This window comes from Cupriavidus sp. FW305-3-2-15-C-LB2 (assembly GCF_058787575.1).
Window position 1 is genome coordinate 48,706 of sequence record NZ_JBYSZW010000028.1, and the last position, 15,867, is coordinate 64,572.

A 15,867-nucleotide genomic window follows, 5' to 3' on the forward strand; every position below is an offset into this window, starting at 1 on the left:
CATGCCGGCCCCGGCATCGCTTGCAGCCTCAGGCCACTGCCGCCTGCCGCGGCGTTGCCAGCCCGGCTTCGTCGCCGTCGGCCTGCGCCATCATCCAGCCGTACAGGTTGCGCGGATCCGGCGGCATCGCCACCAGCTCAACCGCCCTGCCCGCCCGGTGCGCCTGCGCTGCGGTGTAGAGCCAGCGCAGCGCGGCGTAGTCTTCCAGCGCAAACCCAACCGAATCGAACACGGTCACCTCGTCCGCCGCCGCGCGGCCGGGCGCGTGGCCGGCCAGCACCTGCCACAGCTCGGTCACCGGCGCGTCGGCCGGCAACTGCTGGATCTCGCCTTCGATGCGCGTCTGGTCTTCGTATTCCACCACGATGCGCGCGCGGCGCAGGATATCGGGGTGCAGTTCAGTCTTGCCGGGGCAGTCGCCGCCAACCGCATTAAGGTGCATGCCGGCCCGCACCATTTCCGGCGTGAGGATGGTGGCGCGAGTCTTGTCGGCGGTGACCGTGGAGACAATGTCCGCCCCGGCCAGCGCGGCCTCGATCGATTCGGCACGCCGGATCGAAAGTCCGGGTACGCCACCAAGGTTGCGCATCAGCCGTGTGGTGGCGGCGGGATCGATGTCATAGGCGGCGATCTCGCGCACGCCCAGCATCGCCTGGAAGGCCAGCACCTGGAACTCGGCCTGCGCGCCGTTGCCGATCAGCGCCATCGTCGCCGCACCGGGCCGCGCCATGGCGCGCGCCGCCAGCGCCGAGGTGGCCGCGGTGCGCAGCGCAGTGGCCAGCGTCAGGTCGGCCAGCATCAGCGGGAAGCCGGTTTCCACCTCGGCCAGCAGGCCGCAGGCCATCACCGTCGGCATGCCATGCTGCGCATTGCGCGGATGGCCGTTCACATACTTGAACGCATACTGGATGCCGTCGCTGACCGGCATCAGCTCGATCACGCCACGCGCGGAATGGCTCGCCAGCCGCGCGGACTTGTCGAAGTCGTGCCAGCGCAGAAAGGCCTGCCGGACCTGCCCGGCCAGGTCCACGATGGCGGCCTGCGGGCCGATGGTGGCCACCAGCCGGGCCACGTCACTGGCGTCCAGGAACAGGGATCGGGCGGTGCTTTTCATGACCGTCTCCTTGGCTGTCTGTGCGATGCCTGCACTCAGGCCGCCACCGCGGCGATGCCCGGCCCGCTGCGGCGATCCAGGCGCAGCGTCATGCAATAGGCGCCGCCGCCGGACAGCATGAAGGGCGACAGGTCGACCTCATGCAGCTGGTAGCCGCGCCGGCCCAGCTCGGTGCGCAGGTGCGGCGTGGTGCGGGTCATCACCACCTGGTCGTCGAGATTGACGGCATTGACGCTGAAGTGGCGCAGGTCGTCGGCGCTGGCCTCGATGCGCAGCCGCGCCGGCACGCGCGCGCGCAGTTCGCGCAACGCCGCTTCGCTGAAGGCCGGCGGGTAGTACAGCACCTCGCCCCCGGAAAGCGGGCAGAAGCAGACGTCCAGGTGGTAGCTCTGCTCGGTGGCCAGTTCCAGCGCCACCACGTCCTTGCCGAAGTAGTTCGACACCGCCACGGCTGCCTCATGCGACGAGCGCGGACCGAACCCGGCCCAGAAGTGGCCGCGGCCGGCATCCCAGATGCAGTCGCCCGCGCCTTCCTGGAAGCAGCCCTCGGGCAGCAGCGCGACTTCGTCGAGCAGGCCGCGTTCGCGCAGCTTGCCGAAGATGTCGGCGAACGGCGCTTCTTCACCACGGCGTTGCGGGTAGCGAAAGCGCGCCAGCAACGCGCGGCCATCGAGCACCACCGCGGCGTTGGCCGGGAACACCATGTCGGGCAGCCCCGGCGCGCCGGGGGCCACCTCGACCGCAAAGCCGGCCCGGCCCAGCGCCTCGCGCAGCGCGTCGAACGACTGCATCGCGCTGCGGTGCATGCCGCGCGGGTCGCGTGCCCAGGCAGCCGGGTCCATCCACGGATTGATGCTGTACGACACGTCGTAGAAGGTCGGCTCGACCAGCAGGATCGTGGGGGAGTGGGTCACGGGGGCTCCTTTTTTGATGGCAGGTTTCGGGAAATCAATCGGTCGATTGAATTCTCGGGCAAGCTGGTGTTAACTAATAGCCAGCAAATTGCGCAATTTGCGCGAGGCATTTATCAATATGCCAGCCTATGCTGGCGCTTTGAAAAGACTGTTTGCCCACCCCATGGATGCCACCGACCACCAGTTGATTTCACTCCTGCGCGACAACGCGCGCATGCCGGTCACGGCGCTGGCGCAGGCGCTGCGCGTGTCGCGCGCGACCGTGCAGAACCGTATCGACAAACTGGAACAGGAAGGGGTAATCGTTGGCTACACAGTGCGCCTGCGGCCCGAGGCCGAAGCGCACCGCATCCGCGCCTGGATGACGATTGCCGTGGAAGGCAACAAGGCCCGCACCGTGCTGCAGGCGCTGCGCGGCGAGCCCAATGTGCAAGCGCTGCATACCACCAACGGCCGCTGGGACATCATTGCCGAGCTGCGCGCCGACACACTGGAAGCGTTCGACCGCGCGCTGGACCGGATCCGGCTGATCGACGGCATCAGCGCCACCGAGACCAGCATCCTGCTGTCGACCTACAAGTAAAGGGACCCGCCCAGGTCCCGGCGCTTCCCACCACCGGCAGGCGCGCCACGCCCAGTGCCGCCATGCGCTTGTGCGGTGCATCACGCCCCGCGATTGGGATGCGCTGCACCAAAGGCGGCCAAATATATCACCCCGTGATATATTACGCGCACCATTCCAAAGCGCCCCCCGTCACAAGAATGCCAACCGCCCCCGCTGTCGCTGCCCTGGCGCAGAATGCCCGTGCATGGCTGCGCACATTCGTTCCGCTACCCGTTGCCGCCAGCCGCAAGGAGCGCCTCAAAAGCTGCCTGGGCGCCCTGCTGGGCCTGCTCTGCACTGAATGGATCAGCCACCAGACCTTGGGCGGCTTCAACCCCTGGTTTGTCGCGCCGATGGGGGCCTGCGCGGTGCTGCTGTTCGCCGTGCCATCATCGCCGCTGGCACAGCCCTGGTCAGTGATTGGCGGCAACCTGATTGCCGCGGTGGTCGGCGTGGCGTGCGCGCGCTGGATCCCGGACCCTGGCCTGGCCGCAGCGGTCGCAGTGGCCGTCTCCATCGCCCTGATGTTCCAGTTCCACTGCGTGCACCCGCCCAGCGGCGCGGTGGCCATCACCGCCGTATTCGGCGGGCCGGCGGTCAGTGCGCTGGGCTTCGGCTTCGTTGCCGTGCCCGTGCTGTTCAATTCGATGCTGCTGCTGATGATGGCGCTGGCCTTCAACAACCTGTCGCGGCGGCGCTACCCGCACCGCCCGCCCGAGCCTGCCATGCAGCACGGGACCAAGGACGTGCCGCCATCCCAGCGCGTTGGCGTCACCCGCGCCGACCTCGATGCTGCGCTGAAGGTGCGCGGCGAATTCCTGGATATCGAAGAAGACGACCTCGAACAGATCCTGGTGGCCGCGCAGTTGCGCGCCTACCGGCGCCACTTCGGCAACGTGCTGTGCGGCGAGATCATGTCGCGCGACGTGGTCATGGTGACCCCGGACCAGCCTGCACATGAGGCCGGGCACCTGCTGTCGCGGCACCGTATCAAGGCCCTGCCGGTAGTGGACGCCACCCGGCGGCTGGTAGGCATCATCACCCAGAGCGATTTTTTTGCGGCGCAGCGTGATACCGGTGCGCGGCGGCTGGCTGGTACCGTGCGGGACCTGATGACACGCGCCGTTGTCACCGCCCGACCCGAGCAGCCGATGGTGGAGTTGGCCCAGGCATTCTCGGACGGCGGCTTGCACCACGCGCCGGTGATCGACGACCACCGGCGCGTGGTGGGGATGGTGACGCAGTCGGATCTGGTGGCTGCACTGCTCAAGAGTGGGGTGATGGCGGTGCCGGATTGAGGGCACCCGGACATCGCATCAACGCCTTTGGCTGCGCCCCGCGCAAGCGCAGAAGAAACCGACGATGCACTTTGAGCCCGCGCAGCAGCCGTAGGCGTCCCCGCGATGCCGCTCGCAGCAGGCGGCCTGCGCCCTGCATGGGGATCGTTCAATAGTGGGTTAACGCAGGCACTGCCCCTGACTCACATGGCGTAGCAGGGTCGAACGGGCAACCACGCCGGAACGGCAAGCACCACCGTGCGAACCACCAACACCCTGGAATTGATTGCCGGCCGCTCAGGCGACGCGTTTTTTGGTTACTTTTTGTCGCTCGGACAAAAAGTGACTCGCCAGCTACGCCGGCGAAACAGCCACGCCGACCAAGCGCCACATACCGACCGCTAGCAAAAAGCCCAGACACCCACCCGCTATCCACCGTCACAAACCTATGGCACTGTGCCCCCACGGGGGGGAACACGCCGCACGCAGCGGCCCACCGCCATAGTGACGACTAACCCACCGCCCCCCTTCCGCATCGCCCCACCCAACGTAAGCTATATTTACGCCGTTCCCGTCACACCGACGGGACCAAGGGAGATCCATCCATGAGTTCCGGCCAGTTAATTGAGAAGATCGCAGCCGTCTTCGCACTGATCGTGCTGATCGGCGGCTCGCTGCTGGTGCTCGCGCCGTTCACCACCGCGCTGCTGTGGGGCGCGATCCTGGCCTTCAGCTCGTGGTACCCCTACACGGTGCTGTCGCGCTGGCTGGGCAACCGGCGCAGCCTGGCAGCGTTGATCTGCGTGCTGCTGGCCACCGTGGTGGTGCTGGGTCCGTTCGTCTACGCCGGCGCCAGCTTCTCGGCGCACCTGGACGAGCTGTCCGCGCTGGTTGACCGCTATAGGGAACACGGCATCCCGCAGCTGCCGGCCTGGCTGAGCAGCCTTCCCTATGTCGGCTCCTACCTGCAGAACTCCTGGAACAGCGTCATCAATGCCGATTCCGAGATGGTCGCCAACCTGCGCAAGCTGATCGCCCCGGTTGGCCACATGCTGCTGGGCGCCGGGCTGTCGATCGGCGCCGGGCTGGGCCAGCTGGCGCTGTCGATCATCCTGGCGTTCTTCTTCTACACCGGCGGCGAGCTTGCCATTGCCTGGTTGCGCGCGGGCATGCACCGCATCGCCGGCGAGCGCGCCGACCACCTGCTGGAGCTGGCCGGCAGCACCGTCAAGGGCGTGGTCTACGGCGTGCTGGGCACGGCCTTCATCCAGGCCGTTCTGGCCGGCATCGGCCTGTGGATCGCGGGCGTGCCGGGCGCTGCCATCCTTGGCTTCGTGACCTTCTTCCTGTCGGTGATCCCGGTCGGCCCGCCGCTGGTGTGGCTGCCGGCCGCGCTGTGGCTGTACCACACCGGCGCCACCGGCTGGGCCATCTTCCTGGTGGTATGGGGCGTGGGCGTGGTCAGCATGGCTGACAACATCGTCAAGCCGCTGCTGATCAGCAAGGGCACCGGCATGCCTCTGATCTGGATCATGCTGGGCGTGCTCGGCGGCGCGCTGGCGTTCGGCTTCCTGGGCGTGTTCATCGGCCCGACGCTGCTGGCAGTGGCCTATGCGCTGCTGCGCGACTGGACCATCGGCTCGCAGGCAGAGGTAAAGCAAGACCTGAAGCAGAGCGAGGCACTGGCGGCCGCGCCGCCGGCGCCGGCCGTGGTCGACAACCCCGACGTCCCGCCGGCCACGACCGGCAAGCACCCCGGCTGATGGCAGGACAAGACGCGCCCGGCGCGCCCGCCACCCCGGACCTCTCGCCGGCCATGCTGCACCGGCTGGTGGCATGCGAATACTGTGACGCGGTCTACGAACGCACGCCGATCTCGCCCGGCGAGCGCGCGCTGTGCCTGCGCTGCGGCGGCCAGCTCTACCGCGAAAGCCGCCGCCAGTATCAACGGCTGCTGCCGCTGGTGATCACCGCGCTGATCCTGTTCCTGGTCTCAAACGCCTACCCGATCGTCGAGATGGACCTGCAGGGGGTCCGCACCCAGACCACGCTGCTGGGCGCCGTGCAGGCCCTGTACACCGACAAGATGGGGCTGGTGGCGGCACTGGTGTTCGCCACCACCATCCTTTTTCCTCTGTCCGAAATGCTGATGATGGCCTATCTGCTGGTGCCGATGGCGCAGCACCGCATGCCCGCCGGCTTCGACCGCATCGTGCGCGGCATCCGCCAGACCCGGCCCTGGGGCATGATCGAAGTCTTCATGATCGGCGTGCTGGTCACGCTGGTGAAGCTGTCCAGCATGGCGCGCGTGCTGCCCGGCATCGCGCTGTGGTCGTTCGCGGCGCTGGTGATCGTGCTGGCGGCGATGTTGTCGTTCGATCCGCGCGACCTGTGGCGCCATCTGGAAACACCCGATGACAACGCCGCGGCCGCGGGCGAGGAAGGCCGATGACGGACCAGCCGCAACCGCCGACGCAGCGTCCCCGCCAGCCAGGCGGCCGCCTGGCCCGCCCGCGCCAGCTGGCGCGCGAGGTGGTGGCCGAACTCACCGACGACGACGAGCGCAGCCCGCTGCCGCAGGTCCCGACCGCCAGCCGGCTGGGCCTGCTGTCGTGCCACGCCTGCGACCTGGTCAGCCCGCGCACACTGGAGGGCGAGCCCTGCCCGCGCTGCGGCGCCACCCTGCACCATCGCAAGCCCGACAGCCTGGCGCGCACCTGGGCTTTCCTGCTGGCCGCCTTTATCCTCTATATTCCCGCCAACGTGCTGCCGGTAATGGTGACCCAGTCCATCCTCGGCACGCAGCAGGACACCATCCTGTCCGGCGTGATCTACCTGTGGCTGTCCGGCTCGCACATGCTGGCCGGGCTGGTGCTGATCGCCAGCATCATCGTGCCGCTGCTGAAGATGGTGATCCTCACCTTCCTGCTGCTGTCCGTGCATTTCCGCTCGACCTGGCGGATCCGGCAGCAGACCCGGCTGTACGGGCTGGTGGAGGTGATCGGCCGCTGGTCGATGCTCGATATTTTCGTGGTGGCGCTGCTGGCCTCGCTGGTGCGGGCCGGGGCGCTGGCCACCATCATCCCAGGCGGCGGCGCCATGGCCTTCGGCGCGGTCGTGGTCATGACCATGCTGGCCTCGCTCAGCTTCGATCCGCGCCTGCTGTGGGATTCGCTGGAAGACAACAATGCCCGACACTGACAACCAAGCCTCCACACCCTCGGGTTCGCCCCCGCCGGCACCACCGGGCCTGCCGCGGCCAGAACGCCGGCGCCGCGCGCGCTGGCTGCCGTCGCTGGTCTGGCTGATCCCGATCGTCGCCGCGGTGGTCGGCATCTCGCTGCTGGTGCATACGCTGACCTCGCGCGGGCCGGAGATCACGGTCACCTTCCGCACCGCCGAGGGCCTGACGCCCGGCAAGACGGCGGTGCGCTACAAGGACGTCGACATCGGGCTGGTCAAGTCGGTGCGGCTGGCACGCGACCGCTCGCATGTGGTGGCGTCGATCGACCTGACCAAGGACGCCGAGAACTTCGCCGTGGCCGACACCCGCTTCTGGGTGGTGCGCCCGCGCTTTGCGGCCAGCGGCGTGTCCGGGCTGGAGACGCTGCTGTCGGGCGCCTATATCGGCGTGGACGCGGGCAAGTCGAATGAATCCGCGCGCGACTTCAAGGGGCTGGAAGTGCCGCCGGTGGTGACCACCGATGCCTCCGGCAAGCAGTTCGTGCTGCGCGCCTCCGAGCTGGGCTCGCTCGATATCGGCTCGCCGGTCTACTACCGGCGCGTGCTGGTGGGCCAGGTGGTGGCCTACCAGCTCGACCCCAACGGGCGCGACCTCACGCTGCGCGTGTTCGTCAACAAACCCTATGACAAGCTGGTCACCGCCGACACGCGCTTCTGGCATGCCAGCGGCGTCGACCTGAAGCTCGATGCCGGCGGGCTCAAGCTGTCGACGCAGTCACTGGTGACGGTGCTGCTGGGCGGCGTCGCCTTCCAGGCGCCGGACCACACCACCGCCACCGACGCCGCAGCCGAGAACACGCAGTTCCTGCTGGCCAACGACCAGGCCGAGGCGATGAAGGAGCCGGAAGAACTGGCGCCCACGCTGGCGGTGCTCAATTTCGACCAGTCCGTGCGCGGGCTGTCGCCGGGTGCACCGGTGGATTTCCGCGGTGTAATCGTGGGCCAGGTGCGTTCGATCGGCATCGAGTACCAGCGCGACAAGAAAGCGTTCCGCATGCCCGTGGTGGTGGAGCTGTACCCGTCGCGCATGGGCTTCCGCGAACGCGATGTCGAAGACCGCGAGCGCGCGCGCAAGATCATCCAGGGGCTGCTGCAGCGTGGCATGCGCGCGCAGCTGCGCACCGGCAACCTGCTCACCGGCCAGCTCTACGTGGCGCTCGACTTCTTCCCGAAGGCACCGCCGGCCAAGGTCGACCTGGACGCGCCGATCCCGGAATTCGCCACCACGCCTGGCACCTTCGACCAGCTGCAGGCGCAGGTGGGCGATATCGTCAACCGCATCGACAAGGTGCCGTTCGACCAGATCGGCCAGGACCTGCGCACCACGGTGGCCAGCCTGAACAGGACACTGGCAACCGCCGACAAGCTGGTGCAGCAGCTCAACGGCGACGTTGCGCCGCAGGTGCTGGCCGCGCTGCAGGATGCGCGCAAGACGCTGACGGCGGCCAACGGCACGCTGGCCTCGGACGCGCCGCTGCAGCAGGACACGCGCCGCATGCTGCAGGAGCTGACGCGCACCGCCACGTCGCTGCGCACGCTGACCGATTACCTTGAACGCCACCCTGAAGCGCTGCTGCGCGGCAAGCCGGAGCAAGAATGATGAAGCGCCTTTCTATCACCAGCCTCCTCGCCGGCGCGCTGACCGCGGCCGTGCTGGCCGGGTGCGCCTCGCCCGAGCCGCGCTACTACACGCTGGCGCAGGGCGCGGCCGCGCCGCTGCCGGCCACGACGACGCCGGCATCGACCAACACGCTATGGCTGGAAGTCGCGCCGGTGCGCGTGCCGGAGCGGCTCAACCGCCCGCAACTGGTGGTGCGCGATGGCGGCGACGCCGGCCTGCGCCTGCTGGACCTGGCGCGCTGGTCCGCGCCGCTGCCCGACGAGCTGCGCGACGCGCTGTCGCAGCGCCTGCAGGCCACGCTGGGCGCGGTCGACACCTACCAGCAGGGGATGTCCGACGTGCAGCCGCTGTACCGGATCACCACGGAAGTGCTGCGCCTGGATGCCGACGTGGGCCAGCGTGCCGGCGCCACCATCAACTGGACCGTGCGGCGGCTGCCTGACGGCAAGGTGGTCAGCGGCCGCACCCAGGCAGAGCTGCCGGCGCCCGGCGCGGTCGATGGCGTCGTGGCGGCGTACCGCGAGATCGTCGCCACCACGGCGGCCGATATCGCGGCCGGGGTGCTGTCGCTGCAGCGCTAGTCGTCGCCCCACGCGGCCGCGTCGCGCTCGCGGCGCGCGGCCGCTTCAGCCGCGCGCCGGTGAATCGCCTCGGCCATCGCCGCCAGGCACTCGGCCGCCCCACCCTGCACCAGCTTCGCCGAACACGCCAGCATCAGGTTCTTGCCCAGCCCGAAATCCTCCACCACGAAGCCGCGCGCATCCAGCGGCGCACCATCCTCGTCGGTGGCCACGGTGACGCGCTCGCGCAGCGTGCCCGCATCCGCGCTGTAGGCCCAGACCGGCTTCTGCAGCGCCACCGCAAAGCCCACCTCGAACGCGGTGCCGGAATCCGGCTCGCCCGGTCCGCGGAAATCGTCGAGGTTGGCCATCACCATGTCGGCGCGCCGCAGCAGCGCAAGATTGGCGTCATAGATCCAGCGCGCGGTGTCGGCGCCCGACAGGCCATCGGGCGCGGATTTGTCGAGCGGATACAGGCCGCTGAAGCCGTGCGCCGCGCACAGCGACTTGAGGTGCTCGCCCCAGGCGCGCGCATCCTTGCGAAAGACGTCGAAGCCAGCCAGGTAGATGGTTTTCATGGCACGTGAAGTGGGGCAACAGGGATCAGGATCGCAGCATAACCCGCCGCCCGCGGGCGCGATACCACCGGCCTGCATGAACATCGCGCAACTTGCGCGCGCACGCTTTGCCAGCTCCCTGCGCATGAGGGGCCCCTTGCGCTACCATTGCCCGTCCCCTCCTTGCATCCCGCATCCCATGCCTGCTCCCCAGATCCTCCAGGTCGGCCCGCTCGCGCCGCGGACCAATGCCACCCTGCAGCAACACTACGGCGCCGCCGCGCTGTGGCAGCAGGCCGATCCGATCGCGTGGGCGCGCAGCGAGGGCCAGCAGGTGCGCGTGGTGGTGACCTCGGCGCGCCACGGCTGCAGCGCGGCGCTGATCGATGCGCTGCCGCGCCTGGAAGCCATCGTCAGCTTCGGCGTGGGCTATGACGCGATCGCGCTGGATGCGGCCCGCGCGCGCGGCATCCAGGTCAGCAACACACCCGACGTGCTCAACGACTGCGTTGCCGACCTGGCCTTCGGGCTGCTGCTGGACGCGGCGCGCGGCATCGCCCATGGCGACCGCTTCGTGCGCGCCGGGCGCTGGCCGCAGGGCAGCTTCCCGCTGACCACGCGCGTGTCGGGCAAGAAGCTCGGCATCCTCGGGCTGGGCCGCATCGGCGAGATCGTGGCGCGCCGCGCGCAGGGCTTCGACATGGAGATCGCCTACAACAACCGCCGCCCGCGCGAGGGCGCGCCGTGGCGCTTCGAGCCGGACCTGAAGGCGCTGGCGACATGGGCCGACTTCCTCGTGGTGGCCACCGTCGGCGGGCCGTCGACGGCCGGGCTGGTATCGCGCGAGGTCATCGACGCCCTCGGGCCCAGGGGCATCCTGGTCAATGTGTCGCGCGGCAGCGTGATCGACGAGGCGGCAATGGTCGAGGCTCTGGTTGACGGGCGCCTGGGCGGCGCCGGCCTGGATGTGTTCCAGGACGAGCCCAACGTGCCGCCCGCACTGATGGCACTGGACAATGTCGTGCTGGCGCCGCACATGGCCAGCGGCACGCATGAAACGCGCGCCGCCATGACCGCGCTGACGCTGCAGAACCTGGATGCATTCCTGGCTGACGGCAGAGTGCTGACGCCAGTGCTGTAGACGGCTACCGCCGTGCCTATACTGGATGCACCGGCTCCAGCCCACTCTGCGGGCCGGCGTCAGGAGGCATCATGGCACGCAAGTTTATCGATTGCCGCGAGTTCCCGAGCGACACCCACTGCACGGTGGCAATGAGCGCCGACAGCGAAGACGAACTGCTCGAAGCCGCGGTCCAGCACGCGGTAGCGGTGCACCAGCATCAGGACACCCCTGAGTTGCGCACCCAGTTGAAGTCATTGTTCAAGGATGGCATGCCGCCGGCGTGAAACCGGCACGGCTGGCGCCGGGGGCGCCGGCTCCCACCACTGGGGCTCATTCGCAGTCCCTGATACAGCACTTAAGCCACGTCGAATACCCATGACGGCCGTCATGGCGCATCATTGACGTAGCGCTATATACAGACGTATATTGCGCGTGACAGTCCACCCGCACAGGCCTTGCCACACATGCCGGCTGGCCGATTCCCGAGGATTCCGATGTCTGCCCTCCGTTCCTGCCGCCGCGGGTTCCTGCTGGCCGCTTGCGTCGCCACGCTGGCGCTGGCCGCGCCGCCTGCCTTTGCCGCCGACCTGGTGGTGTCCGCGGCATCCAGCCTGACCAATGCCTTCAAGTCGCTGGCCGAGTCGTTCGAGCGCGCCCATCCCGGCACGCACGTGGTGCTGAACTTCGGCGCGTCCGACGTGCTGATGCAGCAGATCATCAAGGGCGCGCCGGCCGACGTGTTTGCCTCGGCCGACCAGGAGGCAATGAACAAGGCCGAGGCCGAGAAGGTGATCGCGCCGGCCTCGCGCCGCAACTTCGCCGCCAACCAGGTGGTGCTGATCGTGCCCGCGGACAGCAAGCTGGCCATCGCCTCGCTGCAGGACCTGACCCGCCCGGAAGTGAAGCGCATCGCCTACGGCAACCCGGCCTCGGTGCCGGTGGGCCGCTACACCCGCGGCGCGCTGGAAGCGGCCGGGCTGTGGGACGCCGTGGCCGCCAAGGGCGTGCCGGCGCAGAACGTGCGCCAGAGCCTGGACTACGTCGCGCGCGGCGAAGTCCAGGCCGGCTTCGTCTTTGCCACCGACGCCGCGGTGATGCCGGACAAGGTCAAGGTGGCCGTGCGCGTGCCAAGCCGCACGCCGGTGACCTACCCCATCGCCATCACCGGCCAGACGCGCCAGCAGAAGGAAGCGGCGCAGTTCGTCGACTACGTCGCCTCGCCGGAAGGCCAGGCCATCCTGTCGCGTTTCGGCTTCCAGAAGCCCTGACGGAACGCTGCGCGCACCATGGACGCCGTCTGGGTACCGCTGCTGCTGTCGCTGAAGGTGGCCGGCTGGGCCACCGCGCTGAATGCCGTGCTCGGCGTCGGCGCGGCCTGGGCGCTGGCGCGCTGGCGCTCGCCGCTGCGTGACGTGGTCGATGCGGTGCTGACGCTGCCGCTGGTGCTGCCGCCCACGGTGCTCGGCTATTACCTGCTGGTGCTGGTCGGGCGCCGTGGCGTCTTCGGTGAGTGGCTGGCGCGCCTGGGCATCGAACTGGTCTTCACCTGGCAGGGCGCGGTGCTGGCCTCCACCATCGTCGCCTTCCCGCTGGTGCTCAAGTCAGCGCGCGCCGCCTTTGAAGGCGTGGACCATCAGCTGGAAAACGCCGCCCGCGTGCTGGGCGTGCCCGAAGCCGGCATCTTCTTCCGCGTCACGCTGCCGCTGGCCGCGCGCGGCATCATCGCCGGCGTGCTGCTGGCCTTTGCCCGCGCGCTGGGCGAATTCGGCGCCACGCTGATGATCGCCGGCAACCTGCCCGGACGCACGCAAACGCTGTCAGTCGCCATCTATGAGGCGGTGCAGGCCGGCGACGACAACACCGCCAACCTGCTGGTGCTGGTGACCTCCGTCACCTGCGTGCTGCTGCTGGTGGTCGCCGGGCGCCTGGTGCCGGCCGCCGCGCGCAATCCCGCTGAACTCTATGAACGCCGGCGCCTGCGCCCGCGCATCCGCTAAGCCGGGACCCGCCATGAGCATGCACGTCAGCATCCGCAAGCAGATGGTCTCGGCCGACCGCCACTTTGCACTGGATATCGATTTCGATTCGACCAGCCGGCGCATTGCGCTATTCGGACCCTCGGGCGCCGGCAAGAGCCTGACGCTGCGCGCCATCGCCGGCCTGCTGGCACCGGACAGCGGCCGCATCGTGCTGAACGGCCGCACGCTGTTCGATGCCGACGCCGGCATCGACGTGCGCCCGCAAGAGCGCCGGGTGGCCTACCTGTTCCAGGAATACGCGCTGTTCCCGCACCTGACCGTGGGCCAGAACATCGCTTTCGGCCTGTCGCGCGGCTGGCGCAACCCGCGCCGCGGCGCCGTGCATCCGGAAGCGCAGCGCTGGATCGACGCCTTCGGCCTGGCCGACATCGTCGGCAACTACCCGGCGGAGATCTCCGGCGGCCAGAAGCAGCGCGTGGCACTGGCGCGCGCGCTGGTGGCGCAGCCCGACATCGTCTTGCTGGATGAACCCTTCTCCGCGCTCGACCCCGCGCTGCGCGCGCGCATGCGCGCGGAGTTGCGCACGCTGCAGGCCAGCCTGGATGTGCCGATGCTGGTGATCTCGCACGATCCCGCCGATGTCGAGGCGCTGGGCGACCACGTGCTGGAAATCCGCGAGGGCCGCATCTTCGGCAGCGGCACCAGCCGCCACCATCCGCCGGTCTACGCGCCGGTGTCGGCGCGCGTGGCCTGAGCCGCGCGCAGCAGGTCGACGTAGGCGCCTTCAATCAGGTTGGACGCGGGAATGCCCAGCCGCGCCAGCAATGCGTGGGCTTCGGCCACGCCGTTCTCCAGGCGCTCGTCTTCGGCAAGCACCACTTCCAATTCCAGGAAATCGCCAAGGTCCTCGACCCGGTCCAGGTGCACGCGCGTGCGGCCAGCCAGGTACAGCGTGCGCAGCTTGCGCACCCGCCCGCCCTCGCCATGCGCCGCGGCCAGTGCCGCGCGCAGGGTATCCGGCGATCGCGTCGGCGACAGGATATAGAAGCTCTCCTTCGGCCCCGCCTCGTCGGCACGCGCATAGAAGATCAGCTCGCCGCGGTCGGGCGCAAACTCGCGCAGCTTGAGCCGGCCGTTGGCACAGGGGAAGAAGGTATCGTCCTGGCGGATGTATTCGGGACCGCTGTCGGCCAGCGCTGCCGCATGCGGCAACACGGCTTCGATACTGTCAATGCGGGCCTTGATCTCGACGTTTCTTGGCATGCGTCTGTCTCCTTGCAATCAGCCCAGCAGCAGCCGCGCGGCAATCACCCACATGGTGATGCCGATCACCACTTCCAGCACCTGCCACGCACGCGACCGCGCAAACACCGGCCGCAGCAGCGCCGCGCCATAGCCCAGCGAAAAGAAGAACAGGAACGACGCGGTCATGGCACCCGCGGCGAACTCGCGCGCGTTCCCTGCGAACTGCGTCGACACCGAACCGATCAGCATCACCGTATCGAGATACACATGTGGATTGAGCCAGGTGAACGCCAGGCACACCGCCAGCGCGGCCCCAAGCGGCCGCGGCGCGGCGTCGCTGGGATCCAGCACCGCGTTCGAGCGCCACGCGGCCAGGAAGCTGCGCGCGCCATACCAGATCAGGAAAGCCGCGCCGCCGTAGCGCATCGCCGCACCCAGCCAGGGCAGCTCGCGGATCATCACGGCAAAGCCGGAAACGCCCAGCAGGATCAGCAGCGCATCGGAAAGCGCGCACACCAGGCAGACCCAGAACACATGCTCGCGCCGCAACCCTTGTCGCAGCACGAAAGCATTCTGGGAACCGATGGCAAGAATCAGGGAAAGACCGAGGGAGAAGCCGGCCAGGGCGGCGTGCATTGGATGTGGAACGGCTGTTTTTTTGGGTGGCTATTATTGCACGCCGGGGGCAGCCGCCATGCCCGCCCATCTTCCCATTCCTGCCGCAGGACTACCTCACGCCACTACACCCAGGATCACGCTTGACGCCTTGAACACCGCCAGCGCAGCCACCCCCACCTGCAGCCCCAGCGCTTCCACACTGCCATTGGTCACGATCGCCGCAACCGTACCGCCGCCGTCGAGTTCGATCACCACCTCGGCATTCACCGCACCCGGCATCACGCGCGACACCACGCCCGGCAGCTGGTTGCGCGCCGACAGCCGCATCCCCGGATCGGGCAGCCCCACCAGCACCGAAGATGCCTTGATCAGCGCAAACGCCTCCGCGCCCTCGGCCAGGGCCAGCGTCTCGACGCTTTCATGCGTGATGGTGGCAACGATCTGCTGCCCGCCGGGCAGTTCCAGCACGACCTCGTCATTGACCGCGCCGCCGCGCACGCTGGCCACGCGCCCGAACAGCTTGTTGCGTGCACTGGTCTTGATCATCATTCGCCTCATCAGGTGGATATCGTCGGCCGCCCCCTCGCCCAAGAGCGACAGCTGTGCGACAAAGCGCTGGTGTTCGCCTTCCAGCGCACGATAGGTGCGGATCAGTTGCTCGCCGCGCGCGGTCAGGTGCGTGCCGCCGCCGCCCTTGCCCCCGGCGGCGCGCACCACCAGCGGCTCGCCCGCGCTGTTGTTCATGGCATCGATGGCGTCCCACGCGGCCTTGTAGCTGATGCCGACCGCGCGCGCGGCTGCGGTGATCGAGCCGTGTTCGCCGATGGCGGCGAGCAGCGCGATGCGGTCCTTGCCGCCCCAGTCTTGCGAGCCGGAGCGGAACCAGATGGCTCCCTGAAGTTCAAGCATGGATGTCGGGTGCCGGTGGCCGGCACCGCAATGGAGTCCGAGACGCGGCTATGGTAATCCGAATTGCGGATCGGTCCGGCGCACTCAGTCCTGGTGCGCGGCC

At 68.7% G+C, this 15,867-nt stretch carries 18 protein-coding genes; 12 read left to right on the forward strand and 6 right to left on the reverse strand.

Annotation, left to right across the window (positions count from 1 at the left end; genetic code table 11):
* Nucleotides 1-28: 28 nt before the first annotated feature.
* Both ocd and AC3WRR_RS20265 read right to left on the reverse strand, forming a co-directional pair.
* Nucleotides 29-1,114 carry an ornithine cyclodeaminase gene (gene ocd, locus AC3WRR_RS20260; RefSeq protein ID WP_492297940.1) on the reverse strand — a complete coding sequence of 362 codons (1,086 nt, stop codon included), beginning with the start codon at nt 1,112-1,114 and terminating at the stop codon, nt 29-31.
* 35 nt (nt 1,115-1,149) lie between these two features.
* Nucleotides 1,150-2,028: a dimethylarginine dimethylaminohydrolase family protein gene (locus tag AC3WRR_RS20265; protein ID WP_011614653.1), complete on the reverse strand. Its 879-nt coding sequence runs from the start codon at nt 2,026-2,028 to the stop codon at nt 1,150-1,152.
* 163 nt (nt 2,029-2,191) lie between these two features.
* Here AC3WRR_RS20265 and AC3WRR_RS20270 point away from each other — a divergent pair, with 163 nt between their 5' ends.
* From AC3WRR_RS20270 to AC3WRR_RS20300, 7 genes are all read left to right on the forward strand, one after another.
* Complete coding sequence (locus tag AC3WRR_RS20270) at nt 2,192-2,611, forward strand: Lrp/AsnC family transcriptional regulator (protein WP_010813068.1); 420 nt, start codon at nt 2,192-2,194, stop codon at nt 2,609-2,611.
* Nucleotides 2,612-2,790: 179 nt separating this feature from the next.
* The gene (locus tag AC3WRR_RS20275) at nt 2,791-3,930 is read left to right on the forward strand and encodes an HPP family protein (protein ID WP_010813069.1); all 1,140 of its coding nucleotides are present in this window, start codon (nt 2,791-2,793) and stop codon (nt 3,928-3,930) included.
* A gap of 584 nt (nt 3,931-4,514) precedes the next feature.
* Nucleotides 4,515-5,672, forward strand: coding sequence for an AI-2E family transporter (locus AC3WRR_RS20280; protein ID WP_010811543.1), 1,158 nt, complete (start codon nt 4,515-4,517; stop codon nt 5,670-5,672).
* On the forward strand, nt 5,672-6,361 hold the full coding sequence (locus tag AC3WRR_RS20285; RefSeq protein WP_492297942.1) for a paraquat-inducible protein A: 690 nt from the start codon (nt 5,672-5,674) through the stop codon (nt 6,359-6,361). The genes AC3WRR_RS20280 and AC3WRR_RS20285 overlap by 1 nt, the downstream gene beginning before the upstream one ends.
* On the forward strand, nt 6,358-7,110 hold the full coding sequence (locus tag AC3WRR_RS20290) for a paraquat-inducible protein A (protein WP_439668593.1): 753 nt from the start codon (nt 6,358-6,360) through the stop codon (nt 7,108-7,110). Before AC3WRR_RS20285 ends, AC3WRR_RS20290 begins: the two co-directional genes overlap by 4 nt.
* On the forward strand, nt 7,097-8,752 hold the full coding sequence (locus tag AC3WRR_RS20295) for a PqiB family protein (RefSeq protein ID WP_010811540.1): 1,656 nt from the start codon (nt 7,097-7,099) through the stop codon (nt 8,750-8,752). Before AC3WRR_RS20290 ends, AC3WRR_RS20295 begins: the two co-directional genes overlap by 14 nt.
* The gene (locus tag AC3WRR_RS20300; protein ID WP_492294060.1) at nt 8,749-9,354 is read left to right on the forward strand and encodes a PqiC family protein; all 606 of its coding nucleotides are present in this window, start codon (nt 8,749-8,751) and stop codon (nt 9,352-9,354) included. Before AC3WRR_RS20295 ends, AC3WRR_RS20300 begins: the two co-directional genes overlap by 4 nt.
* On the opposite strand, the gene AC3WRR_RS20305 is transcribed toward AC3WRR_RS20300, so the two are convergent.
* Entirely contained in the window at nt 9,351-9,911 is a 561-nt protein-coding gene (locus tag AC3WRR_RS20305) for a nucleoside 2-deoxyribosyltransferase (RefSeq protein ID WP_176844232.1), read from the reverse strand. The genes AC3WRR_RS20300 and AC3WRR_RS20305 overlap by 4 nt on opposite strands.
* A 178-nt stretch (nt 9,912-10,089) precedes the next feature.
* On the opposite strand from AC3WRR_RS20305, the gene AC3WRR_RS20310 reads away from it, so the two are divergent.
* From AC3WRR_RS20310 to AC3WRR_RS20330, 5 genes are all read left to right on the forward strand, one after another.
* On the forward strand, nt 10,090-11,031 hold the full coding sequence (locus tag AC3WRR_RS20310) for a 2-hydroxyacid dehydrogenase (protein WP_010811537.1): 942 nt from the start codon (nt 10,090-10,092) through the stop codon (nt 11,029-11,031).
* A 71-nt stretch (nt 11,032-11,102) separates the two neighbouring features.
* Nucleotides 11,103-11,297, forward strand: coding sequence for a DUF1059 domain-containing protein (locus tag AC3WRR_RS20315; RefSeq protein ID WP_010811536.1), 195 nt, complete (start codon nt 11,103-11,105; stop codon nt 11,295-11,297).
* 210 nt (nt 11,298-11,507) lie between these two features.
* Nucleotides 11,508-12,281: a molybdate ABC transporter substrate-binding protein gene (modA, locus tag AC3WRR_RS20320; protein ID WP_010811535.1), complete on the forward strand. Its 774-nt coding sequence runs from the start codon at nt 11,508-11,510 to the stop codon at nt 12,279-12,281.
* Nucleotides 12,282-12,299: 18 nt separating this feature from the next.
* On the forward strand, nt 12,300-13,010 hold the full coding sequence (gene modB / locus AC3WRR_RS20325) for a molybdate ABC transporter permease subunit (protein ID WP_010811534.1): 711 nt from the start codon (nt 12,300-12,302) through the stop codon (nt 13,008-13,010).
* Between the two features lie 13 nt (nt 13,011-13,023).
* Nucleotides 13,024-13,746 (forward strand): ATP-binding cassette domain-containing protein, encoded by a 723-nt coding sequence (locus AC3WRR_RS20330; RefSeq protein WP_010811533.1) that lies wholly within the window; start codon nt 13,024-13,026, stop codon nt 13,744-13,746.
* Here the strand turns inward: AC3WRR_RS20330 and AC3WRR_RS20335 are convergent.
* The 3 genes from AC3WRR_RS20335 to AC3WRR_RS20345 form a co-directional block, all read right to left on the reverse strand.
* Nucleotides 13,716-14,255 (reverse strand): class IV adenylate cyclase, encoded by a 540-nt coding sequence (locus tag AC3WRR_RS20335; RefSeq protein WP_492297945.1) that lies wholly within the window; start codon nt 14,253-14,255, stop codon nt 13,716-13,718. The genes AC3WRR_RS20330 and AC3WRR_RS20335 overlap by 31 nt on opposite strands.
* Before the next feature lie 18 nt (nt 14,256-14,273).
* Entirely contained in the window at nt 14,274-14,873 is a 600-nt protein-coding gene (locus AC3WRR_RS20340) for a LysE/ArgO family amino acid transporter (RefSeq protein ID WP_062804604.1), read from the reverse strand.
* 96 nt (nt 14,874-14,969) lie between these two features.
* Complete coding sequence (locus tag AC3WRR_RS20345; protein WP_010811530.1) at nt 14,970-15,764, reverse strand: TOBE domain-containing protein; 795 nt, start codon at nt 15,762-15,764, stop codon at nt 14,970-14,972.
* Nucleotides 15,765-15,867: the final 103 nt, after the last annotated feature.

Bases quoted from the DNA above. Each gene is read 5' to 3' on its own strand.
- ocd (WP_492297940.1), bottom strand. From the start codon at position 1,114: ATGAAAAGCACCGCCCGATCCCTGTTCCTGGACGCCAGTGACGTGGCC.
- AC3WRR_RS20270 (WP_010813068.1), top strand. From the start codon at position 2,192: ATGGATGCCACCGACCACCAGTTGATTTCACTCCTGCGCGACAACGCG.
- AC3WRR_RS20275 (WP_010813069.1), top strand. From the start codon at position 2,791: ATGCCAACCGCCCCCGCTGTCGCTGCCCTGGCGCAGAATGCCCGTGCA.
- AC3WRR_RS20280 (WP_010811543.1), top strand. From the start codon at position 4,515: ATGAGTTCCGGCCAGTTAATTGAGAAGATCGCAGCCGTCTTCGCACTG.
- AC3WRR_RS20285 (WP_492297942.1), top strand. From the start codon at position 5,672: ATGGCAGGACAAGACGCGCCCGGCGCGCCCGCCACCCCGGACCTCTCG.
- AC3WRR_RS20290 (WP_439668593.1), top strand. From the start codon at position 6,358: ATGACGGACCAGCCGCAACCGCCGACGCAGCGTCCCCGCCAGCCAGGC.
- AC3WRR_RS20295 (WP_010811540.1), top strand. From the start codon at position 7,097: ATGCCCGACACTGACAACCAAGCCTCCACACCCTCGGGTTCGCCCCCG.
- AC3WRR_RS20300 (WP_492294060.1), top strand. From the start codon at position 8,749: ATGATGAAGCGCCTTTCTATCACCAGCCTCCTCGCCGGCGCGCTGACC.
- AC3WRR_RS20305 (WP_176844232.1), bottom strand. From the start codon at position 9,911: ATGAAAACCATCTACCTGGCTGGCTTCGACGTCTTTCGCAAGGATGCG.
- AC3WRR_RS20310 (WP_010811537.1), top strand. From the start codon at position 10,090: ATGCCTGCTCCCCAGATCCTCCAGGTCGGCCCGCTCGCGCCGCGGACC.
- AC3WRR_RS20315 (WP_010811536.1), top strand. From the start codon at position 11,103: ATGGCACGCAAGTTTATCGATTGCCGCGAGTTCCCGAGCGACACCCAC.
- modA (WP_010811535.1), top strand. From the start codon at position 11,508: ATGTCTGCCCTCCGTTCCTGCCGCCGCGGGTTCCTGCTGGCCGCTTGC.
- modB (WP_010811534.1), top strand. From the start codon at position 12,300: ATGGACGCCGTCTGGGTACCGCTGCTGCTGTCGCTGAAGGTGGCCGGC.
- AC3WRR_RS20330 (WP_010811533.1), top strand. From the start codon at position 13,024: ATGAGCATGCACGTCAGCATCCGCAAGCAGATGGTCTCGGCCGACCGC.
- AC3WRR_RS20335 (WP_492297945.1), bottom strand. From the start codon at position 14,255: ATGCCAAGAAACGTCGAGATCAAGGCCCGCATTGACAGTATCGAAGCC.
- AC3WRR_RS20340 (WP_062804604.1), bottom strand. From the start codon at position 14,873: ATGCACGCCGCCCTGGCCGGCTTCTCCCTCGGTCTTTCCCTGATTCTT.
- AC3WRR_RS20345 (WP_010811530.1), bottom strand. From the start codon at position 15,764: ATGCTTGAACTTCAGGGAGCCATCTGGTTCCGCTCCGGCTCGCAAGAC.